Here is a 25,269-nt window from a genome sequence, read left to right as displayed (position 1 = left end):
GCCGGGTGGTGCAAGTCTACTTCGCGCTCCTGCGCAGGACGATCGTGGTGTCTTCGATGCCCGGGTTGTCCGGGAAGATGACTTTCAGCGCGTTCATGATGTCGAGGCTGATCGCCAGCAGGTCCGGGGTGTCCTCGGGCGTCGGGAACACCTTGTCCTTGTCGACGTATAGGGGGTCTCCCCGATGCACGCCTTCCCGGCTGACCCGGTCGAACTCCTCCGCGTCCACGACGAACAGGTCGACGTCGAAATCCTTGAGGTTGAACCGGGTCAGGCCCTTGTGCGGGCCGCGATAACCGCGGCTCATGCTGCCGACGTAGTGCAGCTCCTTGCCTCGATACCGACCGTTGAAGCCGGCTATGGTCCTGTCCACCTCCGCCTTGATCTCCTTGTACCGCTTCTCCCAGATCTCCTTGCCCTTGGTGTCGATCGTGTTCTCGATCTCCTTGCGGCTGAGGTCCTGGATGCCCTGCTTCCCGGCCCAGGCGATGATGTCGTGCAACAACTGCTGTGCGCGTTTGATCAGCGGTTGGATGTTCTGCCGCGCCTCCGTGCGGGTCTTGCGGGACACCGGTTTGCCCTCGCGCTCACGGTGCTGGAAGATCTTCTTGTACGCGGCCTTGTAGGCCGAGATGTCCTCGCCGACGATCTGTTCCAGTCGTGCACCGAACTGGGCGTGGTAGGCCGCCTTCACCGTTTCGTCCTGGATCGACCCGATGTAGGCGTCGAGGTGCGCGAGCGCCCAGTGCGCGTCCTGGAACTTCTCCTGCAGTCTGGCGACGTTGGACGCCATGACGACGTCGACGTCCTCGCCCTTCGGGGTGAACGTGAGCGTGTGGGCCGCGCCGGCCAGCTGGAACGGGACCTCCACTGTCGGCGGCGGCGCTTCCTCCGCCTTGTCGTCGTCCTTGGGCTTGGCCTCGCCTTTCTTCTTGCCTGGTTCCGGCTCGCGGTCCTTGTCCTGGTCGGGCCGAGCCTTCTTCCGGCCGAACTTGTCCTTGAGCTTCTTTCCGGCGGACTTGACCTTGTCCTTGACCTTCTTCGCGCCGGCCTTCAGCTTGTCCTTGACCTTCTTGCCTGGGGCTTTCAGCTTCGCCCAGAGTTTCTTGACCAGGCCGACGATCTTGTCGACGACCCAGTCGACGGCCTTGTTCACCGGGCGGGCCAGTTTCTGGAAGATCTGCTTGACCTTGCCGGCGATGCCGCCGATACCGAGGATCGCGGCCAGTGCCCCGATCAGCACCGGGATCGACCGTGCCAGCGCGGCTTCGACCTTGGCGGCGACGCCGCCGGTGCTGCCCTTCGAGATGGCGATGACCGCGTCCAGCACGGAGTTGACGAACTCGATGATCTGGCGGCCGTTGGTGACGATGAACCGGATGATGTCGATGATCATCTTGCAGGCGCGGATGAACGCCGAGGCGGGGTTGAACAGCGACACGATCCAGGTGATGCCCGCGATGATGATCGTGGGCAGCAGGTAGTCGACGAGGTTGCCGATCAGGTCCCGCTTCAGATCTCCCACGCGGGTCTTGAGGTCGTCCCACATACCGGCCACGCCGCGCTTCCGGACTTCCAGCACCAGCGGCACGGCGGTTTCCGCCGCGGCGACCGCCTGTTCGGGAACCTTGCGCACGATGCGCGACCGGATGTTGGCCCACGTCAACCCGAGCAGGGTCGCGAGCAACGTCAGGATGCCCATGACGTCGAAGCTCGTCGGCAGCCGGATGCCGGCGGTGGCCGCGGTGCCCAGCAACCACGCCAGCACACCCGCCTCCAGGTGGCGGCCCGCGTTCTTCATGAACTGCTTCAGGCCGCCGCCGACGCCGGTGATCAGATTGCCCAGGAAGCCGATCGGGTCGCGGATGATGCCCATGACCGCCTGCGCGGCCTTCGCGAGGATTCCGAGCAGGAGGTCCTTGAGCTCCATGATGGTCTTGATGACGCCCGCGACCGCGTCGATGGCCTTGTCGACCAGGCCCTCGTTCTTCTCCTTCTCCGCGGCGATCTCGTCATCGACGGACTTGACCGCGTCGGTGTACTTGGTGGCCAGGGTGTCGACCAGCTCGCCGGCCTTGTCATCGACCGACTGGGTCAATGCGTCGAACTGGTCGGAGAACCCGGCGGCCGCTTCCTTGCCGATGGCCTGCAGATCCTCGGGGAGCGTCTTGATCTCGTTCTGCAGCTCCTCGCGGCCCTTCGCGATGCGGGTTTTCGCGCGGCCCAGCTCGCGGCCGATGGTGTCGGCCACGTCCGAGATGACCTGGCGCATGGCCGTGACGTAGTGGTCGCGGGCCTCGACGAAGATCAGGTTCGCTTCCTCGGGCAGGCCGAAGAACTTGTCGTGGCCCCACTTGATCCAGCCGTCCCAGCCGCCGTAGCGCCGGTGCTTGTAGTCGTCCATCTTGCGGCGGTGTTCGGCGGTGAACGCGTCGCGGGCTTGTTTCTCACCGCGGGTGAACTGGTCGTCGACCAGCTTGTCCAGCCCGGTGAGGATGGTTTCGACATCGGTCTTCATGGTGTCGAAGCACTTCTGCAGGAGTGCGGTGACCTGCGCGCGTTTGTCCTCGTCGCGGGACTTCGCGCCGGTCTTGCCCGTGCTGACCTTCGCGCCGGTGCGCACCCGCTGGACCGCGATCGCGCCCATCGCGTTCGTGCCCAGGCGTTTGGCCTGCGCGGTGGTCGCGTTCAGCTGTGCGGCCTCGTGTTCACGGAGCCGGCCGGGTGCGGTCTCGGAGTGGTGTTCCGCGGTCTTCTTGTCCTCGAGTGCGGTGGTGAAACCCGGCTCGTTGGACTTGCGCAGCTGCGGCTCGGTCACCTGCGCGTCGGCCATCCGCCGGTTCACCGCGGCGGGACCGGCCGACATGTCGGTAGCCGACGGGGGCAGCGTGTCCGGCGTGGCCTTCGCCGGATCCGGGGCGCCCGGCGCGCCGGGCGGCTGGTCGGCCGCCATCGGCACGACCTTCTTCACCTCCGCGGCCGACGTGTCCGGCGGCGCGGCCGTGGTGGTGGCGATCTGCTCGGCCGAGTCCGCTTTGCCCTCGCCGACCTTGCCCTGCACGTCCTGCTTGATCGCGGCCGGCTTGTCGGAGTCGGCGAACTTGTCCGCCTCGTCCAGGTTCTTCGGCGCCTTGTCCGCGATCGCCTTCTCGACGGCCGTGATGAACGCGTCCTTGTCGAAGTCCTTCGGCTTCGCGTCGTTCATCTTCTCGGCGTTGGCCGTCTTGCCCTGCGCGACCGCGTCGTCCTTGGGTGGCACCGACGCGTCCTGCGCCGACGCCGCTTCCTTGCTCGCCGGGGGATGCGACGTCGCGACCGCGCGCTTCTTCCGCGCGACGTCCTTCTTCAGCACCCCGAACTTCGGGTCCGTGCCCGGACTACGGTTGAGCCCGGCCGCCACCGCACCGTTGCCGACCTTGGCCTGCAACTCCTCCGGCGTCGGCTCGGCCGGCGGTTTCCTGTCGCCCACACGCAACGCGGCCAGCATTGCCGCGTTCGACGCGGCCGGTGGCGGCGGCTTCTTCGGGACCGGAGGGGTCCTGACCGGTGTCGGCGGAGTCGTCACAGCCGGGGTCGCCACCGCCGGAGTCACCGCAACGGGCCGTTTCACCGGGCCCAACAGTGGCGGCGGCATTGAGGGACTCCTCTCCCGCTACACAGGCACGGGTAAGAGTTCCAGCAGGGCGTCACCCGAGCGTCGCGGAAACGTCCCCGGAGGCGAGCTGTGGATTCCCTATGTGCTGATGCGGCCGAGTACTAACGCGACCACGATTCCAGCGCGATCAACGTCTTCGTCCCCGTCACCTGGTGCTGCCGCCGGATCTCGTCGATCGTCTTCTGCAGGTGCGCCATATCCCGTACCCGCAGCCACACCAGCGCGTCCGGGTCGCCCGCGATCGTGAACACCGCCTGGGCCTCGGGCATCCGCGTTGTCGTCCGGAGGATCTCCGCCACCTTCGTGTTCCCCACGAACCGCAGCTCCGTGAACGCTTCGATCCCCCACCCGAGCTTCGCGTGGTCGACCTGGACCGTGAACCCCGTGATCACGCCGGTCTCGCGCAGCCGGTCGATGCGGCGCTTGACCGCCGCCGTGGACAGGGTGACCCGGTCCGCTATGTCGGACAGCGTCCGGCGCGCGTCCTCGCGCAGGAGGGCGAGGATCTCGTGGTCGGTCGCGTCGAGCAGCTCTTCGGCCATGCAAGAGAGCCTACACGCAAAATTCGGCGTCAAATGACACCATAGATCGCCGAATTTTGCGCCAAGACGAGCAGAACAGCGAAGCCTGTTGCGTCAGTGTGGTCTGCATCGCACCCTCCCCCGAAGCGCACCGAGGCGAAGGGAGCCGCGCCGTGGAGACGTTCACGCTGGAGGACCGCTACCTGCGGGAGGCGGGGACCGTGCACCTGACCGGGCTGCAGGCCCTCGTCCGGCTGCTGTTCGACCGCGTCCGGCACGACCGGGCCCGCGGTGGGGATCCCGCCGTCTTCGTCTCCGGCTACGAGGGCTCGCCGCTCGCCGGCTACGACCTCGAACTCGGGCGCCGCTCGACTCTGCTCGAGAAGCACGACGTAGTGCACCGGCCCGGGCTCAACGAAGAGCTCGCCGCGACCTCCGTCATGGGCAGCCAGCTCGTCGCGGGAGCCGGCGGCCGCAAAGCCGTCACCGGCTTCTGGTACGGCAAGGCACCCGGTCTCGACCGCGCCTCCGATGCCCTCCGCCACGCCAACCTGGCCGGCACCGATCCGCGTGGTGGCGCCGTCGCCCTCGTCGGCGACGATCCCAACGCCAAGTCCTCCACCGTTCCGTGCGCGTCCGAGCTCGCGCTCGCCGACCTGGCGATCCCCGTGCTCTTCCCCGCCGACGCGCAGGACGTGCTCGACCTCGGGATGCACGCCGTCGAGCTGTCGCGGGCCAGCGGGCTGTGGACGTCGCTGAAGGTCGTCGCCAACGTCGCCGACGCCTCCGGCACCGCCACAGTGAGTCCACAGTGGAGCGTGCCGGGGCTCGACGGCGGGTACCGCCACACGCCGACGTCCCGGCTGCTCGGCGCGAGCCTCGCCGAGCTGGAACGCAGCCTCTTCACCGTCCGGCTGCCCCTCGCCCTCGAGTACCTGCGCGCGAGCGGGGTCAACCGGATCACCGCACGCGGTGCCGCCGACCGGATCGGCATCGTCTCCGCCGGAAAGTCCTATCTGGACCTCCAGCAGGCCATGCGCGTGCTGGGCCTGGACAAGCACGGCATCCGCGTGCTCAAGCTCGGCGCGATCCACCCGATTGAGCCCACGATCGTCCGCGAATTCGCCGACGGCCTCGACGACATCATCGTTGTCGAGGAGAAACGCGCGTTCGTCGAAACCGCGCTCAAGGAGGTCCTGTACGGCTGTGCGAACGCGCCGCGGATCATCGGCAAGAAGGACCACGACGGCCGGACGCTGTTCAGCGAGCTCGGCGAGCTGGACCCGGACGGCATCGCCGCCGGGCTGGCCAGGGTGCTGCCCGCCGGCATCCCGTCGGTCGACGCCTACCGGGGACGGCGCCGCCGTGAGCGCATCGCCGTCCCGCTGCTCGCGCGGACGCCGTACTTCTGCTCGGGCTGCCCGCACAACTCGTCGACGAAGGTCCCCGAAGGCACCCTCGTCGGCGGCGGCATCGGCTGCCACACCATGGCGCTGTTCATGGAGCCCGACCAGGTCGGCACCGTGCTCGGCGTGACGCAGATGGGCGGCGAAGGCACCCAGTGGATCGGCATGGCGCCGTTCGTCGAAGCGGAGCACTTCGTCCAGAACATCGGCGACGGCACGTTCACCCACTCCGGCAGTCTCGCCGTGCGCGCGGCGGTCGCTGCCGGGGTGAACATCACCTACAAACTGCTCTACAACTCCGCCGTGGCGATGACCGGCGGCCAGGACGCCGTCGGCGGGCTGCCCGTCGAGAAGGTCGCGGAGCTGCTGCTCGTCGAGGGCGCGAAGCGGGTCGTGATCACCAGCGACGCGGCGGCGAAGCACCGGAAGCTGCCGCGTGGCGTCGAAGTCCGCGACCGCGCGGAAATCCTGCGCACGCAGGAGGAGCTGGCCGCGATCAAGGGTGTCACCGTGCTGATCCACGAGCAGGAGTGCGCGGCCGAGAAGCGCCGGAAACGCCGTCGCGGCAAGCAAACCGCGCCCGCCACGCGGGTGGTCGTCAACGAACGCGTCTGCGAAGGGTGCGGCGACTGCGGCACCAAGTCGAACTGCCTGTCCGTGCAGCCCGTGGACACCGAATTCGGCCGCAAGACCGCGATCCACCAGTCGTCGTGCAACGTCGACTACTCCTGCCTGGCCGGCGACTGCCCCTCGTTCGTCACCGTGGTGCCGTCCGGCCGCAAGCGCCGCCGGAAGACCGCCGAGCTGGCCGCCGACGCAACTCCGGCGCCCGGGTTCGCCGAGAAGGACTTCACCGTGCGGATCACCGGGATCGGCGGCACCGGCGTCGTCACCGTGACGCAGATCCTCGCCACGGCGGCGGTGCTCGACGGGCGGCACGTCCGCACCCTCGACCAGACCGGGCTCGCCCAGAAGGGCGGCGCGGTCGTCTCCGACCTCAAGGTGACGGCGGAGCCGGTCGAGCAGGCCCCGAAGCTCGCCGCCGGCGAGTGCGACCTCTACCTCGCCTGCGACGCGCTCGTCGGCGCGGACGCGGCGAACCTCGGCGTCGCCGACCCGGCCCGCACGACCGCCGTCGTCTCCACGACCGAGGTGCCGACCGGCCGGATGGTCGTCGATACGACGGTGTCCTTCCCGGACGCCGGCAGCGTGCTCGCGCCGCTCGAAGCAGCGGCGGCGCGGACGGTGTCGCTGGACGCGCGCGGCCTGGCCGAGGCGCTGTTCGACGACGACCAATTCGCGAACGTGTTGCAGCTCGGCGCCGCTTTCCAGACCGGCGCCATCCCGTTGCCCGCGTCGGTGATCGAACGCGCCATCGAGCTGAACGGCACCCAGGTCGCGGCGAACCTGCAGGCGTTCCGCCACGGCCGGCGGCTCGTCGCCGAGCCGCAGGCGGAAGGCCCGGCGCCCGCGACGACGAAGCCGCACGCGATGGAAGCCCTGGTGCACGCCGAGCCCGGCTCCGAGCTGGCGCGGCTGCTCGACATCCGGATCCCCGACTTGGTCGCCTACCAGAACAAGGCCTACGCCCGCGCGTACGCGGAGTTCGTCGAGCGGGTGCGGGTGCTGGAGAACGGGCCGACGGAGATCACCGAGGCCGTCGCGAAGCACCTGTACAAGCTGATGGCCTACAAGGACGAGTACGAGGTCGCCCGGCTGTCGCTGGACCCCGCGTTCACCGACGGTCTCGAGGAGCAATTCGGAGTGGGCACGCAGTACGCCTACCGGCTGCACCCGCCGGTGCTGCGAGCGCTCGGCATGAAGCGGAAGATCGCCCTCGGGCCGTGGTTCCGCCCGGCGTTCCGGCTGCTGCACGCGCTGCGGCGGCTGCGCGGCACCCGGTTCGACCCGTTCGGCCGCGCCGAGGTGCGCCAGGTCGAGCGCGAGCTGGTCGAGGACTACCGCAGGGTGGTCCTGCAGGCGTTGCACGCCGGCGACCGCGGCAACGCGCGGGCCCTCGCGGAGCTGCCCGACCTCGTCCGCGGCTACGAAGATGTCAAGCTGGCCAACGTGGCCCGATACCGCGAACGGCAGGCCGAAATCCTCACGCCCGCAGGTAGCTGAGCATCGCGCCGTCGGGGACGCGCAGCTTCGTGCTGACGTCCCCGGCGTGCTGCCGGGCCGCGGCGGTGCCGATGCCGAGCAGCCTGCCGATCGTGGGCACCGAGTGGCCTTCGGCCAGCAGAGCCACGACTTCGCGCTCGCGCGCGGTCAGCGTCGCCACCGGGTCGCCCGGCCGGGGCCGGGCCAGCTGGACCGCCACGACGTCTCGGTCCAGGACCGTGCCGCCGGCGGCGACGCGGCGGAGGGCGTCGAGGAACTCGTCCGGCTTGCCGACGCGCTCCTTGAGCAGGTAGCCGGCTCCGCCGCCGGCCGCGGCCAGGAGGTCGCCCGCGTAGCCGTCTTCGACGAACGCCGAAAGCGCGAGGATCGCCAGGCCCGGTGCCCGGCGGCGGGCTTCGAGGGCGGCGCGGAGCCCTTCGTCGGTGTACGTCGGCGGCATCCGGACGTCGACGACGGCCAGGTCCGGGGCCTCGGCCGCGACCGACGTCACCAGGTCACCGGGGTGGTCGACGGCGGCGGCGACCTCGAACCCCTCGCTGCGCAGGAGCAGCACCAGCCCCTCCCGCAGCAGGGCGTCGTCTTCCGCGATCACGATCCGCACGGCGGCTGCCTCCTCGCGTCCACGTCACCCCCTGCCTGGATGCACGGACGCGCGGGCGGAAGTGTTCAGCCCTGGCCGGACCAGCCGCTCAGCCGGGTCAGGAGGCGCTCCAGCACCTCGGGATCCGCGGCCACCGGGTCGCCGGAGACGGGTTCGTCGACCAGCGTCCGGCGGTCCTGGCGCCGCGGCAGGCGCACCTGGCGCGCGGTCATCCCGCCCGGCAGCGCCAGTTCGCACCAGGTGGTGCGCCCGCCGCCGACGGCGGGCGACACGCCCAGCCGTTCGCCGGGCCGGGCCGGCGTGTCGGGCCGGCCGGGGACGTCGTCGTCGACCTCGATCGAAAGCACCTCGGCGCGCAGCCGCAGCCGCAGCGTGACGAAGGCGGGCGCCTTCGGGTCACTGGCGTCGATCACGGCCCCGACCAGCCGTCTCGCGGTGGCCGTCACCTGCTCCAGCATGGGCAGCAGGGACCAGTCGGTGAGAATCAGGCGGACGAACAGCTCGGTGACCGGCAGCGCGCTGGGCTGCGCGACGAGCCGGATGTCGTCCATCTGGGAGGTGTGCGCGCTCAAACCTGACCTTCCTCGCCCAGGTGCGGCTCCACGCCGCAGTCTGCCAGTCCGCCCGCCGCGGCACGGTACCGCCCGCGCCGGGCGTTGCTACCGTCGGGGCCATGGGCGAGCTGGTCGAGGACGAGACGGTACGCGCCGAACGGCTGCTGGACGCGCAGGAGAAGGCGGTCGAGCTGTTCGCGGCGGTGGTCGAGCGCGGCATCCTGGCTCCCGGCGTCCGGGAGACCGAGGCCAGCGACGCGATCCGCGACCTGGCCGGTGAGCTGCTCGGCATCCGCCGGTACTGGCACAAGCGGATCGTCCGGGCGGGGGTCAACACGCTGCGGCCGTACCGCGAGAACCCGCCGGACCGGGTCCTCGCCGAGGACGACATCGTGTTCGCCGACTTCGGCCCGATCTTCGAGGAGTTCGAAGCGGACTTCGGCCGGACGTACGTGCTCGGCGACGACCCGGTCAAGCTCCGGCTGCGGGACACCCTGCCGGTGGTGTTCGACGCCGGCCGCGCGTACTTCGCCGCGCGGCCGGACATCACGGGTGCCGAGCTGTACGCGCACATGGTGGAGCTGGCGCGGGAGGCGGGCTGGGAGTTCGGCGGCGCCATCGCGGGCCACCTGGTCGGGCAGTTCCCGCACGAGACGATCGACGGTGACCGCCTCGAGTCCTACATCGCGCCCGGGAGCGACTACCCGATGCGGCGGCCGGACCGCAACGGGCAGACGTCGCACTGGATCCTCGAGGTGCACCTCGTGGACCGCGAGCTGGGCATCGGCGGGTTCCTGGAGCAGCTGCTGACCCTCGGGCCCGCCGCCGGCTCCTGACCGGTCAGACGCGGGCAGGCACCCACAGCTCGTCGATGGCGCGTTCCGCCGCCGCGAGGCTCTCCTCGGCGAGCGGGATGAACTCGGCCAGCGCCGGGCGGACCGGCGCCAGCGTGAGCTCCGCCGTGATGAACCGCGGCTCGAGGCCGGTCAGCGCGACGCCGTGGGGCAGCCACTGCTGCGCGTGGTCCCAGCCTTCGCGGGGAGTGCCGTCGCCGTAGCCGCCCCCGCGGCTGGCCAGCACGACGAACTCGCGGCCGCCGAGCAGGCCGGCGGAGGTCTCGGGGTCGACCGAAAGGCCCCGGGCGATGAGGTGGTCGACCCACGTCTTGACGCTGCTCGGCGCGCCGAAGTTGTACAGCGGCAGGCCCAGCAGCACGGTGTCGGCCGCCTTCACCTCGTTGACGACCGCGACGGTCCGCGCCCACGCCGCCGCCTGCTCCGGCGTGTGCTGCTCGGGTGGCACCACGCCGGCCTGGCCGCCGGCCGTGTCGACGTGCGGGAGGGGGTCCGCGCCCAGGTCGCGGTAGGTGACCGTGCCGCCGGGGTGCGCGGCCTGCCACGCGGCGGCGGCCCGTGCGGTGAGGCGGCGGCTCACCGAGCGCTCGCCCTGGATGCTCGAGTCGATGTGGAGGAGATGCGCCATGTTCTTAGCCGTCCATAGATCGTTGGTGTAGGACAAGCCATTCATAGCACACCGACCATCGCTGTGCCCATATACTGGGCACATGTCCTCGCTGCCGGTCGTCAACCAGCCACCCCACCGGAGCGGCGCGCTGATCGACCACGTCGCGCGCCGGCTGCGGCTGCGCAGCGAGACGGTGCTCGCGCCGCTCGGCATCCGGCCCCGGCACCTCATCGCGCTCACGGTCCTGCGCGACCACGGCGAGAGCTCGCAGCAGGACCTGGCGAAGATCCTCGAGATGGACGGCACGAACGTCGTCGGGCTGCTGAACGACCTCGAAGCGGAGAACCTCGTCGAGCGCCGCCGCTCGACCGCCGACCGCCGCCGCCACGTCGTCGAGCTCACCGGCGTCGGCGCAAAGCTGCTCGCACGGGCCGAATTCGCGCTGACCGCGGTCGAGGACGAGGTGTTCAGCGCCCTCAGCGACGACCAGCGCGAGACGCTCTACGAACTGCTGCAGCAGGCGACCCGCAAGAGCGCGGCGGAAGCCTGCCGGGAACCCCGTATCTGTTAGCCGGCCGCGAGGATCGCTTCGAGCCCGGACGCCTGCGTGCGCCAGTCCGTCACGTTCGGCGCAGTGCCGGTCCAGCGCTGGCCGATCCGGTTGAGCGCGTCCCGGTCACCCGTCCACAGCGCGTCGGCCTGCTTCTGCGCGAACGCCCGGTAGGTCGCCGAGCCCGTCGCGGCGGCGAGATCACCGAAGTACCGCATGAAGATGCCTTTGAACTGCTTCTGGTTGTCGTCGCAGGAACCCGTGCCGGTGTCGCAGGACTCGACGAGCACGCCGTTCGACGTGAGCCGGGCGATTGCCGCGTCCGCCAGCCGCTCCGCTGCGTCCAAATAGGACTGGACACCGGTCGCGCGCCACAGCTCCAGCAGGCCGCCGATGCCGAGGCCCTGGTTGTACGTCCAGACGGTCTGGCCGTTGTTGGCGCACGACGCCGTCAAGCCGTCGTTCACCAGGCCGGCGGCGTTGACCAGGCCACTGCCGAGGTACCAGTCGCCCGCCGTGCGGGCCCGCGCGCCCCACACCGTGTCGCCGGGGATCCGCCGGTGCAGGGACGCGGTCAGCCGCAGGTACAGGCCCGACGTGACGGCGTTCTTGTACGTCCGCTCGCGGTCCCACCAGACCCCGCCGCCGCAGGTGCCGGTGTCCCAGAAGCCGTGGACGTAGCCGGCGATCGTCGTCGCCTCGGTGAGGTAGCGCGGATCGCCGGTGCGGTCGTAGACGGCGATCCAGGCCAGGCCCCACCAGGCGCTGTCGTCGATGGCGCGGCTGACGAAGTGCCCGTCGATCGGATCGGAACTGCGGGCGCCGGCCGGGAAGGCGACGCGGTTGACGTCGAAGGTGCGGGCCAGCGCGGCGTCGGCCCCGCCCGCCTCGGCGACCGCGGTGACGGCGACCGCGGAGTTCCACCAGCTCGACGGCCACCAGGCGGTGAACGGGTCGTAGGACCACATCAGGGCGTCGAGCGCGCCGGCCGCGCGGGTCGTCGCCGGCCGCGCCCAGGCCGTGCAGCTGCCCTGGGCGTGGGTGGCTTCGCGCCCGCACGCCCGCACCGCGCCGCCGGAGAGCCGTCCGCGGGGGTCGCGGGTGGCGAACGCCGCCGTGTGGGTGGCGGTGGCGCCCGCGGGCACGCTGGTGCGGCCCAGGGACGAGCCGTCCGGCCAGCTCGCACCGGCGTCCCAGGACCGGTCGAGCCAGACCTCGTCCCCGGCCCCGCCGGTCTCGATGCCTGCCCAGGCCAGGCCGCGGCCGTCGAAGTGCAGCCGGATCGTGCGGCCGGAGAGCGTGGTGGCGGCGACCGGCTGGCTGTCCCCCGCCGCCGGGGCGCTGCGGTCGCACGCGGTGTCGCAGACGTCGGGGTAGATCCACGCGGTGCAGCCGACGGCCTGCGCGTCCCCGCAGGCCCGGACGAGACCGCGGCGGTGGTGCGCGGGATCGGTGAGGTTGTACATGAGCGTGCGGGTGCCGGTCCACGTGCCGGGGATGCTCGCCTTGCCCAGCAGCCCGTCCCAGGTGGCACCGCCGTCCCAGGAGCGGTCGAGCCAGACGGCGTCCCCGGGGACGCCCTGGTCGATGCTCGCCCAGGCCATGCCGTCGGGATCGTCGGCGTGGAGCCGCAGGACTCGGCCGTTGATCACCTTGTCCGGGAGGGGAAAGGTTTCGCGCGCGGCTTGCGACGGATCTCGGGTGTCGCAGTAGGTGACGCAGACGGTCGCGGCCGCCGCGGCAGCGGGGACCGGGAAACCGAGGACGAGCAGCAGCACGAGCAATGTCCGCATCGACATCCCTCTCCACGCACAGGGTTCGTTCCAGGATAGGAACAGCCGAGGCGGTTTCGAAGGATTCTGTCCGGTTGCCGCGCTTTCCGGACAACGGCTGACTCAGTCCGGCGGGAACAGCCGCGGCATGAAGGCCAGCATCAGCGCCGACCAGACCACGTGCGTCAGCAACGGCGCCTGCACTCCGCCCGACCGCCCGCGCTGCCAGGCGAACAGCGTCCCCATCACCGCCGACGCCAGGACGAGCGCCGGGTTCCGGGTTGCCGTCGTCGACAGCACGTACGCCGCCGTCGCTCCGCCGGGGCCGAGGGCGTCGTACAGCGTTCCGCGGAAGAACACCTCCTCCGCCGCGCCCGTGACCAGGGCTGTCGCCGCCACCGACGATGTCGGGCCGCGGTGGGCGTGGTCGAGCACGCCGGTGATCGCGCGGCGCAACAGGGGGATGCGGCGGGCCACCAGGGCGCACCCGTAGAACGCCGCGAACGCGCCCGCGCCCACCGCCGCCGGCTGGACGACGTCCCGGCGGCCCCGTGGCACCGGGCCTGCCGCGTGGGCTCCGGCGAGCCAGGTCGCCGCCACCGACGCCGTCAGGACGTGGAAGCGGCGCGATCCGGGGCGGCTGGCCAGTGACGCGCCGAGCAGGCCGGATCCGGCGGCCGTCACCGCGGCGAGGAGCGGCTTCACGCCGTCCGCCGGCTCTTCGCCCGCTCGCCCAGCGCCTGCAGGACGGCTTCGTCGTAGCCCATCGGCTCGAACTCGACGATCCGGCGGATCGCGTCGTCGCGGACCACGACCTCGTTGGTCATCGAGTCGATCAGCGCGCGGCCGGTCGTGACGTCGATGTCCGTGACCAGCGACAACCAGTACGACGACAACCGCGGGGACAGCAGCGGCACCGGCAAGATCACGAGCGGCCGGCCCTGGATCGCCGCGACGCGCTGCAGCATGTCCCGGTAGGCCAGCACCTCGGGGCCGCCGATGTCGAACGTGCGGCCGGCGGCGTCCGGGTGGTCGAGCACGCCCACCAGGTAGCGGACGACGTCGGCGACCGCGATCGGCTGGGTGCGCGTGCCGACCCAGCGCGGGGTCACCATCGCCGGCAGGTGCTCGACCAGCTGGCGCGTCAGCTCCCACGACGTGCCGCCGTGGCCGATCACGATCCCGGCGCGCAGCACCGTCACCGGCACGCCGGTCTCCCCCAGCAGCCGTTCGACCTCGCGGCGGCTGGCCAGGTGCTCCGACAGGGAATCGTCGTCGTCCCCGAGGCCGCCGAGGTAGACGATCCGGCGCAGGTCCGCGCCGGCCGCGGCCCGGGCGAACGCTCGCGCGGCGTCGGCGTCACGGCGCTTGAAGTCCGCACTGTCGAGTGAATGCACGAGGTAGTACGCGGCTTCGGCGCCCTTGAGCGCGTCGCGCAGGGAACCGACGTCGGCGACGTCGCCGCGGACGGCCTTCCCGGCGCCGCGGTACTTGGCGGGGTGGCGGGTCATCGCGAGGACTTCGTGCCCGGCTGCCTCCAGCGCCGGGCACAACCGGCTGCCGACGAACCCCGACGCTCCGGCCACCAGCACCCGCATGCCCGCGACGTTAGCCGGGACGGCCTTCGCGCGCAGATCTTCCGCCGCCGGCGAAGCAGACCGCGGCGACCACCCCGGCGCAGCCGGCCAGCTGCGCCCACCCGGGCGTCTCGCCGAGCAGGACGATGCCCAGCAGCACCGCGCCGACCGGCTGCAGCAGCATCAGCGTCGCCCCGGTGGTGGCCGACATCCGCGGCAGCGCGGCCGAGATGAGCAGCCAGCCCGCCAGCTGGCCGATCCCGGCCAGCGCGGCCAGCCAGCCGAACGCGGGCCAGCCGGGCGTCAGGTCGAGCGTGCCGGTCGGGAGGCCGAGCACGACGGCGACCGCGCCCGCGGACACCGTCGCCAGCACCAGCGAGTGCGCCTGCGAGCCGGTGCCGCCGGTGAGCCGGATCAGGAACAGGTAGCCGGCGTACCCCGCGCCGGCGAGCAGCGCGGCGACGGCTCCGGTCACCGGATCGGGGCCGAAGGAGCCGGTGCCGGCGAACCCGCCGGCCAGCACGATGCCGCCGGCGAGCACGGGCGCCGCGGCGAGGAACCGCTTCGACGGCCGCTCGGCCAGGAACGCGAACGCCAGCAGCGGCACGATCACCACCTGCACGGCGAGCAGGACCGTGGCGATGCCGGCGCCGACCCGCGGGATCGCTTCGCCCCAGAGCACGAAGTCCAGGCCGAGGCCGGTGCCGGCCAGCAGCGGGAGCAGCACGCGGCGGCGCGGTGCCGGGCCGGCCTGCCGCCGTTCCCGCCGGGCCAGCAGGAGCAGCACCGGCAGGGCGAGCAGGCAGCGCCAGAACGCGCTCGTGCTGCCGCTGGTGTGCGAGATCTTGATGAAGACCGACGACAGCGCGATGCAGAAACTGCCGAGCGCAGCGAGCAGCCGCGGGTCGAGGCGGCCGGTGAGCGTCCGGGCGGGCCGGGAGGCGGTCGTGGTCACGTCTCCAGCGTGCGGGCGGCAACTGTCAAGGACAAGCGAATGTTTCTGCGGGAATTTCGGTAGCATCCCTACCGTGTTCGGACTCGAGCGGATGCGGGCGCTGCACGCCGTCGCCACCCAGGGCTCGGTCGCCGCGGCGGCCGCGTCCCTGCACGTGACGCCGTCCGGCGTGTCGCAGCAGCTGGCGAAACTGGAACGGGAAGCGGGGCAGCCGCTGCTGGAGCCGCGCGGCCGCGGCGTCCGGCTGACGAAGGCGGGGCAGGTGCTGGCCGGGCACGCCGAGCGGATCCTCGCGCAGGTCGCGGAGGCCAAGGCGGACCTGGAGCTGCTGCGCGAGGACGTCATCGGGCCGCTGCGGGTCGGCGCGATCCCGACGACGGTGCACGCGCTGCTGCCCCCCGCGCTGGCCACCCTGGCCGCGCAGCACCCGCGGCTGGCCGTGACGCTGCACGAGGGCGAGGCCGAGCAGACGATCCCCCGGGTCGTGTCCGGCGACCTCGACGTCGCCGTCGTGGAGAGCTGGGCCGACCGCCCGACCGCGATCCCGCCGTCGGCCACGGGCACCGCGCTGTTCGCCGACGTCGCCGACCTCGCCCTGCCGGCCGGGCACCGGCTGGCCCGCCGCCGGACCGTCGATCTGTCCGAGGTCGACGATCTGCCGTGGATCGGCTGGACCGCTGGGTCCGGCTGCCACGAGTGGCTGGTGCAGGTGCTGCGCAAGCAGGGGCTGGATCCCCGGATCAGCTGCACGGTCGGCGGTTACCCGACCCAGCTGGCCCTGGTGGCGGGCAACGTCGGCGCGGCGCTGGTGCCCCGCCTGGCCCGCGACCGCCTCCCGGACGGCGTCCGCATCCTGACCACCCGCCCCGCACTGACGCGGACGATCTTCGCGATCTGCCGGGCGGGCGAGGAGGACACCGGCGCGGTGCGGGCGTGCCTGGACGCGCTGCGGAAGGCCTCGACCCGGTTCGAGGGCGCCGGCCGCGCGGTCAGCTGAGGTCGCGGATCGCCTGCACGACGGCGTCCTCGCGCTGGATGTGCAGGAACTGGTGCGCGGCGTCGTCCAGCACCCGGTGCTCGCCCCGCGGGACCGCGGCCGCGATCGACGCGTGCAGGTCGCGGATTCCGCGCTGGGCCGCCGCGATGAGCTCCTCGGAACCGAACTGCGCCCAGTACGGGTTGCGGCCCATCGCGGTGAGCACGATCAGCGGGACGTCCGGGAGCGCACCACCGGCCCGCAGTTCGGCGTGGACGTCGTCCTCGTCCTTCGTCTCGTCGAGCACCGTCCGCCACGTGGTCAGGTGGTGCTCGACCAGCTTCTCCCGCACGTCGGATGGCCACTTCGCGAACAGCTCGGCGTACTGCGCCCGCGCGGCCCGGAGCTGCGCCTCGGTCAGGTCCGGCATGTCGGCCGCGGCCTGCTTCATCCGTTCGTTCAGCTCCGCCGCTTCGGCGGGCAGGTGCGCGAAGAGGTCTTCGTGTCCTGGATCCAGCAGGAGCAGCCCGGCGACGTCGGCCGGGAACAGCTGGGTGAACCGCCGGGCGTAGGCGGCGCCGAGGGAATGCGCGGCGAGCACGTACGGCCCCTCGACCTCGGCGGCACGCAGGAGGTCCCGCAGCTCCGTCGCCACTTCGGCCGCGGTGCGCGGCAGCGCGACCGGGTCGCTCCAGCCGGTGCCGGCGCGATCGTAGAGCACGCTCGTCGTGAACTCCGCGACCGCGGTGTGGACGTTCAGGTAGTCCAGGCCGACGAGCCCGGCCCCCGGCAGCAGCACGACGGGCGGGCCGCCGGTGCCCGCGCGATCCAGCAGCAGCCGTCGGCCGGCGACGGTGAAGGTGCGTCCTTGCGGCGGTTCGATGACGGGCATGGTCCCCTCCAGATCTGCGTTCTCAACTTTGAGAACGGTATCACGCATGAGAACATGCGGGGGTGGATTCCCTGAACCTGCTGGTGCACCCGGTGCGGCTGCGGATCGTGCACGCGATGGCGGGCGGCCGGACCCGCACCACGTCCGAGCTGTGCGAACGGCTGCCGGACGTCTCGAAGGCGACCGTCTACCGGCACGTCGGCGTGCTCGCCGACGGCGGGATCCTCGAGATCGAGGGCGAGCAGCGGGTGCACGGCGCCGTCGAGCGGCGCTACCGCCTGCGCCGGGAACGCGTGGTGGTCGACGAAGCCACCGCGGCGTCGGTGCCGAAGGAGGACCACCGGCGCGTGTTCGCGACCGCGATGGCCGCGCTCATCGCGGAGTTCAACGCCTACCTCGACCGCGAGGACGCCGACCCGGCCGCCGACCTCGTCGGCTACCGGCAGCACGCGCTGTGGCTCAGCCGCGCCGAACTGGCCGAAATGATCGGCGAGCTGCGGGAGGTCATCGTGCGCCGGATGGGCCACGAACCCACCGCGGACCGGGTCCGCTACCTGCTGAGCCCGATCCAGTTCCCGGCCGCCGGGCCGGCTACCGCGGACTGAGCCGGGCCACCATCTCGGCCACCAGCTTCCCCGGCCGCCGGTGGTGCACCACGAAGATGTCCCGCGCCGGCCGCGCGTCCGTCGCGTCGCGCACCTCGACGCGCTCCGGCGCCACCCGCTCGAGCACGCTTTCCGGCACGAACGCGATCCCCAGCCCGGCCTCCACCAGCGCCAGGATCACCTGGTAGTCCCGCGTCTCGTAGGCCACCCGCAACCGGACGCCGGCGGCGTCGGCGAGCTGCTCCAGGCAGGCGCGGTTGGGCACGCCCCGGCTGCCGGAGATCCAGTCCTCCCCGGCCAGTGCGCGCAGCGTGAGCCGGCGGGCGCCCGCCTTCGGGTGCCCCTTCGGCAGGATCAGCCGGAACCGCTCCGAGCGCAGCAGCGTCCGCTGCAGGCCGCGCGGGTCGGGCAGCGGAGCGCCGGGATAGCGGTGGGTGATCAGCAGGTCGAGGTCGCGCGAGCTGACCAGGCCGTACCCGTCGGGCGGCTCCAGGTCCAGCAGCCGCAGCGCCACGCCGGGGTGGTCGCGGCGGAAACCGGCGAGCGCGGCGGGCACCAGTGTCATGCCCGCGCTCGCGAACGTGCCGACGGTGAGCTCCTCGTCGAGCAGGGCGCGGACCGTCCGCTCCGCCGCACGCAGTTCCCCGACGATCGCCTCGGCGTGGACGAGCAGCTCCTCCCCGGCGGTCGTCAGGGTGACGCCGCGCGGGTGGCGGTGCAGCAGCCGGGCGCCGGCGTCACGCTCCAGCTTGGCCAGCTGCTGCGAGACGGCGGACGGCGTGAAGGCGAGCCGCTGGGCAGCCGCGGCGATCGAGCCGGCGTGCGCGACCTCGGCCAGCACGGCGAGGCGGTGGGCGTCGAGCACGGAGACCTCCAGCCGTAAGCGTCGCTAATGCCAGCATAGGAGACGTCGCTGGTGCTTACGGCGGCCCGCGCGCATGCTGGAGGGCATGATCAGCACTGCGGACGTGGCCCGGGCGGCCGCGCGCATCGAGGGCCGCGTCCGCCGGACGCCGGTGTTCGCGGACGACGGCGTGTGGTTCAAGCTGGAACAGCTGCAGCACACCGGGTCGTTCAAGGCCCGCGGCGCCTTCAACCGGATCCTCGTCGCCGGCGAGCAAACCGGCGTCGTGACGGCTTCGGGCGGCAACGCCGGGCTCGCCGTCGCCCACGCCGCCCGCGAGTTCGGCCTCCCGGCGCGGGTCTACGTCCCGGCGACCGCGCCCGCGGTGAAGGTCGCGAAACTGCGGCAGCTCGGCGCGGCGGTGGAGCTGGTGGGCGAGAAGTACGCCGACGCCTACGACGCGGCCGTGAAGGCCGCCGCGGACTCCGGGGCGCTGTTCTGCCACGCCTACGACCAGCCGGACATCTGCGCCGGGCAGGGCACCCTCGGCCTCGAACTGCTGGAGCAGACCGGCGGCCTGGACACCGTCCTGGTCGCGGTCGGCGGCGGCGGGCTGCTGGCCGGCGTCGCCGCCGCGGTCGAGGGCCGGGCGCGGGTGGTCGGCGTCGAGCCGCGCGCGATCCCCACGCTCAACGCGGCGCTGGCCGCGGGCGCACCCGTGACGGTCGAGGTCTCCGGCATCGCCGCCGACTCGCTGGGTGCGTCCCGGCTCGGTGACATCGCCTTCGCGGTCGCCACCCGGACGGACGCGGGTTCGGTGCTGGTGGACGACACTGCGATTCTCGAAGCCAGAACGGCGCTGTGGGACCGCTACCGCCTCGCCGTCGAGCCCGGCGGCGCGACGGCGTTCGCCGCCCTGCTCTCCGGCGCCTACCGGCCCGCGCCGGGCGAACGGGTCGCCGTCGTGCTCTGCGGCGCCAACACCGACCCCGCGACGCTCACTTCCCCGACAGCCGCTCCACCACCGGAGCGAACTCTTCGAGGAACGCGCCGTTGACGCTGAAGTAGGACAGGCCCTGCTCCTCGCGGCGGCGTTCGAGCTCCGCCACCATGTCGTCGACGCCGCCGCGGAGGATGCCCAGCGAGTCGTGCTCGATCAGCGTCTCGGCGTCGACGCCGATGAACCCGCGGATCCACGGCGGCACCTGTTCGCCGACGACCCAGATGTTCATCGCGAACTCGAGGTCGCGGTCACCGGCCACCGACCGGACTTCTTCGACGTGCCCGGACATTTCGTCCCGGGTGGTGAGCACGCCGCCGGCCATCGTGACGATGTCGGCCTTCAGCCCGGCCAGGCGGCGCACCTTCGGGCCGCCCGCGGCGATCATCACCGGCGTGTGCGCGTCGCCGTCGAGCCGGCGGACGTGGTCGATCGTCTCGGAAATCGAGTCGAGCCGCTCCGGCCCGGAACCGTAGGGCAGCCCGAGTTCCCCGGCCTGCTGCCGCATTTCCGGCCGCCCGGTGCCGAGGCCGAGCTCGAACCGGCCGTTCGTGACGACCGTCAGGCTGCGCGCCTCCCAGGCGGCCGCCCGCGCGGTGCGCAACGGGCTGGCGAGGACGAACGAGCCGACGCGCAGCTCGGTCGTCGCCGCCGCGGCGGCCGCGAGCGCCGCGGTCGGCGTCGGCATGTTCAGGTTGTCCGGGCACAGCAGCGTCGAATAGCCGAGCTCTTCGGCCCGGCGGGCGGTGGCGAGCCAGTTCGCGCCGCCCTCCGTCGCGCCCGCGACCACGCCGAACCGGAACGCCTTCTGCGGCATCGAAGCACCCCCAAGTCGTTGGTCCTTCGATCAAACCACCGGTGCGCCCGGCCGTGCCACCACGGCCGGGCGGGCGCCCGGCGTCAGCCGCGCTGGTACTCCTCCCACGTCACCTTCGGGACCTGCGGGCCGTCGTCGGCGCCGCGGCCGGCCAGTCCGTTCATGCCCAGGTAGTAGTCGCCGGTCTGGTGCTGGGCACCCGACGACAGGTCCGGGTCGGAGACGGCCATCGCGTGGATGTGGTAGTCGAAGCCCTGCGCCGGCGTGCGGTACCAGGCCGCGAAGCCGACGTTGCGCAGCGCCTTCAGCAGGTTGGTGCGGGTGGTCGACGACATGCCGGACACCGAGATGTCCATCGCGCCGCCGCCGTCGTGCGTCCCGGCCGAGGCGTCGACGCCACCGGGGTTGTACGAACCCTGCGTCAGGGTGACCTGGAAGCCGACCTTGCCCTCCGCGGCCACGAGCATCGCCTTGGTGCGGGTGTTGAGGGTCTTGCCGTGGTAGGTCACCTGGCTGCCGGCGGAAACCGCGTTGGTGACCGTGTACCGGCCTTCGCCCAGCTTCTCCAGCGACGTCTTGCCCGGCAGGCCGGAGGCGTCGATCCCGGTGTAGCCCAACGACTTCTGGTACTGCGAGTACGCCGAGATCGTGGTGGTGCCGAAGTACCCGTCGACGTACTGGCTGTCGAGCAGCCCCTTCGCCTGCAGCGCCTGCTCGACGAGCAGGACGCTGTCGTGGGCGCCCGGGGTCTGGGTGTCGTCGGCGCGGCGCGGGTCGATCTGGGCCGCCTTCAGCACGGCCTCCATGTTCGCTCCTGGCAGAGCCGTCGTGGCCGCAGTCTCGGCCTGGGCCGGTGCGGCCACGGCGAACGTCGCGGCGGTGAGCGCCGTGAGCACGGCGGCCTTCGTGAACATCCTTGTCCTCCATGGGTCGGAATCGGTACGGCCAGGAGGATCACCGAACCGGATACAAGGGACGTACAAACTGGATTCACGCGCTCTTTCGGCTGCGACCGCTTGTAATCCCAGCCACAATCCGTTCGGGTTCCCCCTGGTCCAGGCGTGTGAGCGAGCGTCACGGAGAGTTTCGACCGACCCCGGCCTGGACGGTGTCGTGCTCGTTTCGTAACCTGTTCGAGATCTCGCGGCCCCCGGTCGTCAGGAGACGGCGACGCGAGATCGCCGCCGATACCCCCTCTGCCGGGTACCGGACCCCGCCGCGCGCTCTTCCTGTTGCGGTAAAGCGCGCGCCGGGCACGGGCGAGGCCCCCGACTCGCCGCCCCGGTGCCCGTCGGCGGCCGATCAGCAAAGGAGACCCGCGCGAGAATGCGTTCGCATCCCGTCAAGCGCGTGGTGTCAGGTGCCCTCGCCGCGGCCTCGGTGATCACCGTCGTCACCATGGCCCAGCCGGCGGCCACCGCCGCCCCCATCCCCGTCCTCCAGGCCCCGCCCACCGGGTCGGACGCCCTCGCCAAGTACCGCGATCTCGCGGCGCAGGCGGAAAAGCTCAACGAGGACCTGCTCCGCGCCCAGGACGACCTGACCGCCAAGCAGGGCCAGCTCGACAAGGCCAACGCCGACGTGACCGCCGCGAAGAACGCCGGTGCGCAGGCCATCGACGCGAAGCAGAAGTACCAGTCCGAAGTGGACAAGTTCGCCGGCGCGTCGTTCACCGGCGGCGTCCAGATGAACAAGCTGTCGGCGCTGCTGGCGGGAGCGTCCACTCAGGACTTCCTGGACCGGTCGGCGGCACTCGAGGTCATCGCCACCGACAAGAATGCCGCGATGGACAACCTCTCCACCGCCGCGAACAAGGCGACGGCGGCGGAGAAGGCGGCGGCCGACGCGGCGAAGCGGGCGCAGGACGCGCGTGACGCGGCGGCGAAGCTGGCTTCGGACATCGAGGCCAAGAAGAAGGACCTCCAGGGCCAGATCGACCAGATCGAGGCGCAGAGCCGGAACCTCAGCAGCGCGGACAAGGCCGCCCAGAAGGACACCGGCGGCGCGGCACCGAACGTCAAGGCGCCCACCGCGGCGGCGCAGGCAGCGGTCAACGCGGCGCTGAGCAAGCTCGGCAGCGCGTACGTCTGGGGCGCCACCGGGCCGAGCACGTTCGACTGCTCGGGCCTCATGCAGTGGGCGTACAAGCAGGCGGGCATCACCCTGCCCCGGACGTCCTCGGCGCAGGCCGGCTTCGGCACCCCGGTGTCGCGGGACCAGCTGCAGCCCGGCGACCTGGTCGCCTACTACTCCCCTGTGTCCCACATCGGCATGTACATCGGCGACGGCAAGATGGTGCACGCACCGACGAGCGGTGACGTCGTCAAGATCTCGCCGCTGATGAGCGAGTACGCGGGAGCCACGCGCCCCACGGCGTGAGGTCCGGCCGGTGCCCCGTCCCGCGAGGTGTAGAAATCGCGGAACGGGGCACTTTTCGCGCATGGACGAGAACCCTGACGCCGCCACCGTCGAAGCCGTCGGCAAGGTCACCGAGGCGCTCGAGACGATCGAGCGCGCCCGCGGGCACCTCTACTCGTTCCACCAGCTGACCGGGAGCGCGGACCTGGCCCTCGGCGAAGCCGTGGAGCAGCTCGAGAAGGCCGGCCACGGCGACTGGGCGCGGCGCATCTCCGAGGAGCTGATCGGGCTCAACGTGTTACCCGATCGGTGGACATTCCAGGTCGTCGAGGAGTACGACGACGGGTACTACAAGGCGTGCCGCGACCTTGAGCGCGAGCTGCTCACGTCGCTCACCGGAGGCCGCCGCCACCTGCACGAACAGCAGATGAAGGACGAGCGCCGCACCCACGGCCGACGGGGTCACGAGGCAGGCACCCCGAGCACACCTCCGGCCGGCTCGTGACCGGCGATCGTCGGACGGCTGCGCTAGAGTCGACCACAGGCGAACAGATGTTCGATTGGAGGGGTGATGACTGACCAGGTGGAACCGAACCCGGAGAAGGACCCGAGCGACTGGACCACCGGCGACGAGCCGATGACCGGGCCGCAGAAGTCGTACCTGCAGACGCTGGCGCAGGAAGCCGGCGAGGAGGTACCGGACAATCTGACGAAGGCGGAGGCGTCCGAGCGAATCGACGCGCTGCAGAAGTCGACGGGCCGCGGGACCTGACGGTTTGCCGCTGGTGGCGGGTGCGGTCAGCCGCGGCGCGCGGGCTGGTGCGGGAGCTGGGCGCAAGCCGAGGGTGTGGCCGGCTCGGGTGCGCGCGGGTGGAGGCTGATAGGCGAGTCAGCGGTGCGGCCGGCCGAACTGCGCGTGGTCCGGGCGGCCTGCGGAACCCGGGGCGCGGGTCCGCCGAGCCGGTGAGCCGTGCTGTGCCCGACGCCACGGCTTGTCCTGCGCTCGTGCGGGTAGTCAGCAACGAGATGGCCGACTCCCCGAAGGAGGACATCCCGTGTACCTGACCGTCCTGCTCGTCGTCCTTGCCGGGCTGCTTGTCCTCGGCGGGACTGCCGTCCGGGAACTGCCGAAACCGTATCCGCTCACCGCGAAGCGCACCCTCGTCGGTGCCTGGGTCGTGGCGGCCGCCGGGTTCGGGTGGTGGGTTGCCGCTCCCGGGGCCGGTGCGCTCGTCGTGGTCGTCGTCGGGTTCGGGTTTCTCGTTGCCGCCCTGAACCGCGGGCCTGACCGGCCGTCCTACCCGCGGGCCACGCCCTATCAGCCGCCTCGATGAACGGAGCCGGGATGTCGCAGCCGGACGAACAGCAGCCCGAGATCGCGCGGCCCGGCACTGCCGATCCCGGGCGGGACGAGGACGATCTCTACCGCCCCGGGCAGGGTGAACCGCCGTCCGGGGTCGAGGACGCCGAAAGCACCGGGCAGCAGGTGATCGGCGAACTCCGGGAGCGTCGCGGCCGCTGATTGCTCAGGCCGCGGCGGGCAAGGAGGCGCCCGTCACGCGCAGGAGGAACTCGGCGTTGGAGCCGGTCTTGCGGAGCTGGTCCAGGAGCTGCTCGATCGCGTGCGGCCCCGGCAGCGCCCGCCGGACCTCGCGCATCGCGGCGAGCTCGCCCGGTGTCACCAGCAGTTCTTCGCGCCGGGTGCCGGATGCGGCCACGTCGACCGCCGGGAAGACGCGTCGCTCGGCCGTTTTGCGGTCGAGCTTGAGTTCGGCGTTGCCGGTGCTCTTCAACTCCTCGAAGAACACCGTGTCGGCCAGGGAACCCGTCTCCACCAGGGCCGACGCGATGATCGTGAGGGAGCCGCCGCCCTCGACGTTCCGAGCGGCGCCGAGGATCCGCTTCATCGGCTGCAGCGCGGCCGCGTCGACGCCGCCGGACAGCGTGCGGCCCGACGGGCGCGCCGAAAGGTTGTACGCGCGGCCGAGACGGGTCAGCGAGTCGAGCAGGAGGACGACGTCTTCGCCCTTCTCCACCAGGCGCTTCGCGCGCTCGACGGTGAGCTCCGCCACCGCGACGTGCTCCGCCGGCGGCCGGTCGAAAGTGGACGCGATCACCTCGCCGCGCACCGTCCGGCGCAGCTCGGTGACCTCCTCCGGCCGTTCGTCGGCGAGCAGGACGAGCAGCCGGCAGTCCGGGTGGTTGACCGACAGGCCGTGGCCGATTTCGCTCAGCACCGTGGTTTTCCCGGCTTTCGGCGGCGAGACGACCAGGGCGCGCTGCCCCCGGCCGAGCGGGGTGACGAGGTCGATGACGCGGGGCAGCAGCCGCGCCGGTGTGGTTTCGAGCAGCAGCCGCCGGTCCGGGTGGACCGGGACGAGGTCGGCGAACCGCGGCCGCGGTTCGGCCGGGTCGGCGCCGTTGACGCTGGTGATCTGCTCGGTGGTGCCGGTGATTTCGTCGCCCGGCCGCAGGTCGTGCTTGCGGACGAGGGCGAGCGGGAGGGCGACGTCGTCGGGCGCCGCCCGGTAGCCGGGCCGGACGTAAGGGGTCTTGCCGGACAGGTCGAGGATGCCGTGGAACGACATGGGTGTCTCC

Annotated in this window: 25 protein-coding genes; 11 read left to right on the top strand and 14 right to left on the bottom strand. The window is 71.9% G+C overall.

All coding sequences use genetic code 11. The annotated features are described in order from the left end of the window. Positions 1–16: 16 nt before the first annotated feature. Entirely contained in the window at positions 17–3,469 is a 3,453-nt protein-coding gene (locus OO60_RS28685) for a hypothetical protein (RefSeq protein WP_420835574.1), read from the bottom strand. A gap of 287 nt (positions 3,470–3,756) precedes the next feature. Next, positions 3,757–4,197 (bottom strand): Lrp/AsnC family transcriptional regulator, encoded by a 441-nt coding sequence (locus OO60_RS28680; RefSeq protein ID WP_003098607.1) that lies wholly within the window; start codon positions 4,195–4,197, stop codon positions 3,757–3,759. Positions 4,198–4,349: 152 nt separating this feature from the next. Between OO60_RS28680 and OO60_RS28675 the strand changes: the two genes are divergently transcribed. After that, positions 4,350–7,706, top strand: a complete 3,357-nt coding sequence (locus OO60_RS28675) for an indolepyruvate ferredoxin oxidoreductase family protein (RefSeq protein WP_003098615.1) — start codon at positions 4,350–4,352, stop codon at positions 7,704–7,706. Here OO60_RS28675 and OO60_RS28670 read toward each other — a convergent pair. Together OO60_RS28670 and OO60_RS28665 are read right to left on the bottom strand one after the other, a co-directional pair. Further along, positions 7,687–8,307, bottom strand: a complete 621-nt coding sequence (locus tag OO60_RS28670; RefSeq protein WP_003098618.1) for a response regulator — start codon at positions 8,305–8,307, stop codon at positions 7,687–7,689. The two genes, OO60_RS28675 and OO60_RS28670, sit on opposite strands and share 20 nt — an antisense overlap. Before the next feature lie 65 nt (positions 8,308–8,372). Continuing rightward, positions 8,373–8,879 (bottom strand): hypothetical protein, encoded by a 507-nt coding sequence (locus tag OO60_RS28665; protein ID WP_003098621.1) that lies wholly within the window; start codon positions 8,877–8,879, stop codon positions 8,373–8,375. A 101-nt stretch (positions 8,880–8,980) separates the two neighbouring features. On the opposite strand from OO60_RS28665, the gene OO60_RS28660 reads away from it, so the two are divergent. After that, positions 8,981–9,697: a M24 family metallopeptidase gene (locus OO60_RS28660; protein WP_003098624.1), complete on the top strand. Its 717-nt coding sequence runs from the start codon at positions 8,981–8,983 to the stop codon at positions 9,695–9,697. Positions 9,698–9,701: 4 nt separating this feature from the next. Here OO60_RS28660 and OO60_RS28655 read toward each other — a convergent pair whose 3' ends face one another. Further along, positions 9,702–10,343, bottom strand: a complete 642-nt coding sequence (locus tag OO60_RS28655) for an FMN-dependent NADH-azoreductase (RefSeq protein ID WP_003098626.1) — start codon at positions 10,341–10,343, stop codon at positions 9,702–9,704. An 82-nt stretch (positions 10,344–10,425) separates the two neighbouring features. Between OO60_RS28655 and OO60_RS28650 the strand changes: the two genes are divergently transcribed. Further along, complete coding sequence (locus OO60_RS28650) at positions 10,426–10,896, top strand: MarR family winged helix-turn-helix transcriptional regulator (protein ID WP_003098629.1); 471 nt, start codon at positions 10,426–10,428, stop codon at positions 10,894–10,896. On the opposite strand, the gene OO60_RS28645 is transcribed toward OO60_RS28650, so the two are convergent. From OO60_RS28645 to OO60_RS28630, 4 genes are all read right to left on the bottom strand, one after another. After that, a complete protein-coding gene (locus OO60_RS28645; protein WP_244885597.1) occupies positions 10,893–12,668 on the bottom strand; it encodes a glycoside hydrolase family 76 protein in 1,776 nt (591 codons plus the stop codon). The genes OO60_RS28650 and OO60_RS28645 overlap by 4 nt on opposite strands. Positions 12,669–12,770: 102 nt before the next feature. Then, positions 12,771–13,352 carry a CPBP family intramembrane glutamic endopeptidase gene (locus OO60_RS28640; protein ID WP_033262485.1) on the bottom strand — a complete coding sequence of 194 codons (582 nt, stop codon included), beginning with the start codon at positions 13,350–13,352 and terminating at the stop codon, positions 12,771–12,773. Next, on the bottom strand, positions 13,349–14,245 hold the full coding sequence (locus OO60_RS28635) for an NAD(P)H-binding protein (RefSeq protein ID WP_004561270.1): 897 nt from the start codon (positions 14,243–14,245) through the stop codon (positions 13,349–13,351). Before OO60_RS28635 ends, OO60_RS28640 begins: the two co-directional genes overlap by 4 nt. Before the next feature lie 10 nt (positions 14,246–14,255). Then, positions 14,256–15,179: a DMT family transporter gene (locus OO60_RS28630; protein ID WP_004561269.1), complete on the bottom strand. Its 924-nt coding sequence runs from the start codon at positions 15,177–15,179 to the stop codon at positions 14,256–14,258. A gap of 73 nt (positions 15,180–15,252) precedes the next feature. Here OO60_RS28630 and OO60_RS28625 point away from each other — a divergent pair, with 73 nt between their 5' ends. Next, the gene (locus OO60_RS28625; RefSeq protein ID WP_004561268.1) at positions 15,253–16,176 is read left to right on the top strand and encodes a LysR family transcriptional regulator; all 924 of its coding nucleotides are present in this window, start codon (positions 15,253–15,255) and stop codon (positions 16,174–16,176) included. On the opposite strand, the gene OO60_RS28620 is transcribed toward OO60_RS28625, so the two are convergent. Next, positions 16,169–17,047: an alpha/beta fold hydrolase gene (locus tag OO60_RS28620; protein WP_004561267.1), complete on the bottom strand. Its 879-nt coding sequence runs from the start codon at positions 17,045–17,047 to the stop codon at positions 16,169–16,171. The two genes, OO60_RS28625 and OO60_RS28620, sit on opposite strands and share 8 nt — an antisense overlap. Before the next feature lie 62 nt (positions 17,048–17,109). Here OO60_RS28620 and OO60_RS28615 point away from each other — a divergent pair, with 62 nt between their 5' ends. Further along, complete coding sequence (locus OO60_RS28615) at positions 17,110–17,652, top strand: helix-turn-helix domain-containing protein (protein ID WP_033262484.1); 543 nt, start codon at positions 17,110–17,112, stop codon at positions 17,650–17,652. Here OO60_RS28615 and OO60_RS28610 read toward each other — a convergent pair. Next, a complete protein-coding gene (locus tag OO60_RS28610; RefSeq protein ID WP_004561266.1) occupies positions 17,639–18,517 on the bottom strand; it encodes a LysR family transcriptional regulator in 879 nt (292 codons plus the stop codon). The two genes, OO60_RS28615 and OO60_RS28610, sit on opposite strands and share 14 nt — an antisense overlap. 85 nt (positions 18,518–18,602) lie before the next feature. Between OO60_RS28610 and OO60_RS28605 the strand changes: the two genes are divergently transcribed. Next, a complete protein-coding gene (locus OO60_RS28605; protein WP_033262513.1) occupies positions 18,603–19,553 on the top strand; it encodes a threonine/serine dehydratase in 951 nt (316 codons plus the stop codon). On the opposite strand, the gene OO60_RS28600 is transcribed toward OO60_RS28605, so the two are convergent. Together OO60_RS28600 and OO60_RS28595 are read right to left on the bottom strand one after the other, a co-directional pair. After that, complete coding sequence (locus tag OO60_RS28600; RefSeq protein ID WP_003059166.1) at positions 19,495–20,313, bottom strand: LLM class flavin-dependent oxidoreductase; 819 nt, start codon at positions 20,311–20,313, stop codon at positions 19,495–19,497. The two genes, OO60_RS28605 and OO60_RS28600, sit on opposite strands and share 59 nt — an antisense overlap. 83 nt (positions 20,314–20,396) lie before the next feature. After that, on the bottom strand, positions 20,397–21,227 hold the full coding sequence (locus tag OO60_RS28595) for a peptidoglycan-binding domain-containing protein (RefSeq protein ID WP_003059163.1): 831 nt from the start codon (positions 21,225–21,227) through the stop codon (positions 20,397–20,399). A gap of 412 nt (positions 21,228–21,639) precedes the next feature. Here OO60_RS28595 and OO60_RS28590 point away from each other — a divergent pair, with 412 nt between their 5' ends. The 5 genes from OO60_RS28590 (at position 21,640) to OO60_RS47230 (ending at position 24,193) form a co-directional block, all read left to right on the top strand. Further along, positions 21,640–22,692 carry a C40 family peptidase gene (locus OO60_RS28590; RefSeq protein ID WP_003059159.1) on the top strand — a complete coding sequence of 351 codons (1,053 nt, stop codon included), beginning with the start codon at positions 21,640–21,642 and terminating at the stop codon, positions 22,690–22,692. 61 nt (positions 22,693–22,753) lie between these two features. Then, entirely contained in the window at positions 22,754–23,176 is a 423-nt protein-coding gene (locus OO60_RS28585; RefSeq protein WP_033262483.1) for a hypothetical protein, read from the top strand. Between the two features lie 66 nt (positions 23,177–23,242). Continuing rightward, positions 23,243–23,443, top strand: coding sequence for a DUF3072 domain-containing protein (locus OO60_RS28580; protein ID WP_033262482.1), 201 nt, complete (start codon positions 23,243–23,245; stop codon positions 23,441–23,443). A 283-nt stretch (positions 23,444–23,726) separates the two neighbouring features. Further along, a complete protein-coding gene (locus tag OO60_RS28575; protein ID WP_003059152.1) occupies positions 23,727–24,005 on the top strand; it encodes a hypothetical protein in 279 nt (92 codons plus the stop codon). A gap of 11 nt (positions 24,006–24,016) precedes the next feature. Next, a complete protein-coding gene (locus OO60_RS47230) occupies positions 24,017–24,193 on the top strand; it encodes a hypothetical protein (protein ID WP_003059150.1) in 177 nt (58 codons plus the stop codon). A 4-nt stretch (positions 24,194–24,197) separates the two neighbouring features. On the opposite strand, the gene rho is transcribed toward OO60_RS47230, so the two are convergent. Continuing rightward, positions 24,198–25,259: a transcription termination factor Rho gene (rho, locus tag OO60_RS28570; RefSeq protein ID WP_003059147.1), complete on the bottom strand. Its 1,062-nt coding sequence runs from the start codon at positions 25,257–25,259 to the stop codon at positions 24,198–24,200. Between the last annotated feature and the right edge of the window lie 10 nt (positions 25,260–25,269).

Origin of the sequence: Amycolatopsis vancoresmycina (genome assembly GCF_000716785.1) — a bacterium.
Taxonomy (GTDB): Bacteria; Actinomycetota; Actinomycetes; order Mycobacteriales; family Pseudonocardiaceae; genus Amycolatopsis; species Amycolatopsis vancoresmycina.
Note: the sequence above shows the minus strand (reverse complement) of the source record. Positions and strands in the feature narration are given on the sequence as shown.

What these genes read in the sequence shown, in the direction of transcription:
- OO60_RS28655 (WP_003098626.1), bottom strand. Translation starts at nt 10,343, where the DNA reads ATGGCGCATCTCCTCCACATCGACTCGAGCATCCAGGGCGAGCGCTCG.
- OO60_RS28585 (WP_033262483.1), top strand. Translation starts at nt 22,754, where the DNA reads ATGGACGAGAACCCTGACGCCGCCACCGTCGAAGCCGTCGGCAAGGTC.
- OO60_RS28650 (WP_003098629.1), top strand. Translation starts at nt 10,426, where the DNA reads ATGTCCTCGCTGCCGGTCGTCAACCAGCCACCCCACCGGAGCGGCGCG.
- OO60_RS28620 (WP_004561267.1), bottom strand. Translation starts at nt 17,047, where the DNA reads ATGCCCGTCATCGAACCGCCGCAAGGACGCACCTTCACCGTCGCCGGC.
- OO60_RS28600 (WP_003059166.1), bottom strand. Translation starts at nt 20,313, where the DNA reads ATGCCGCAGAAGGCGTTCCGGTTCGGCGTGGTCGCGGGCGCGACGGAG.
- OO60_RS47230 (WP_003059150.1), top strand. Translation starts at nt 24,017, where the DNA reads ATGTCGCAGCCGGACGAACAGCAGCCCGAGATCGCGCGGCCCGGCACT.
- OO60_RS28660 (WP_003098624.1), top strand. Translation starts at nt 8,981, where the DNA reads ATGGGCGAGCTGGTCGAGGACGAGACGGTACGCGCCGAACGGCTGCTG.
- OO60_RS28645 (WP_244885597.1), bottom strand. Translation starts at nt 12,668, where the DNA reads ATGCGGACATTGCTCGTGCTGCTGCTCGTCCTCGGTTTCCCGGTCCCC.
- OO60_RS28580 (WP_033262482.1), top strand. Translation starts at nt 23,243, where the DNA reads ATGACTGACCAGGTGGAACCGAACCCGGAGAAGGACCCGAGCGACTGG.
- OO60_RS28590 (WP_003059159.1), top strand. Translation starts at nt 21,640, where the DNA reads ATGCGTTCGCATCCCGTCAAGCGCGTGGTGTCAGGTGCCCTCGCCGCG.
- rho (WP_003059147.1), bottom strand. Translation starts at nt 25,259, where the DNA reads ATGTCGTTCCACGGCATCCTCGACCTGTCCGGCAAGACCCCTTACGTC.
- OO60_RS28635 (WP_004561270.1), bottom strand. Translation starts at nt 14,245, where the DNA reads ATGCGGGTGCTGGTGGCCGGAGCGTCGGGGTTCGTCGGCAGCCGGTTG.
- OO60_RS28595 (WP_003059163.1), bottom strand. Translation starts at nt 21,227, where the DNA reads ATGTTCACGAAGGCCGCCGTGCTCACGGCGCTCACCGCCGCGACGTTC.
- OO60_RS28680 (WP_003098607.1), bottom strand. Translation starts at nt 4,197, where the DNA reads ATGGCCGAAGAGCTGCTCGACGCGACCGACCACGAGATCCTCGCCCTC.
- OO60_RS28605 (WP_033262513.1), top strand. Translation starts at nt 18,603, where the DNA reads ATGATCAGCACTGCGGACGTGGCCCGGGCGGCCGCGCGCATCGAGGGC.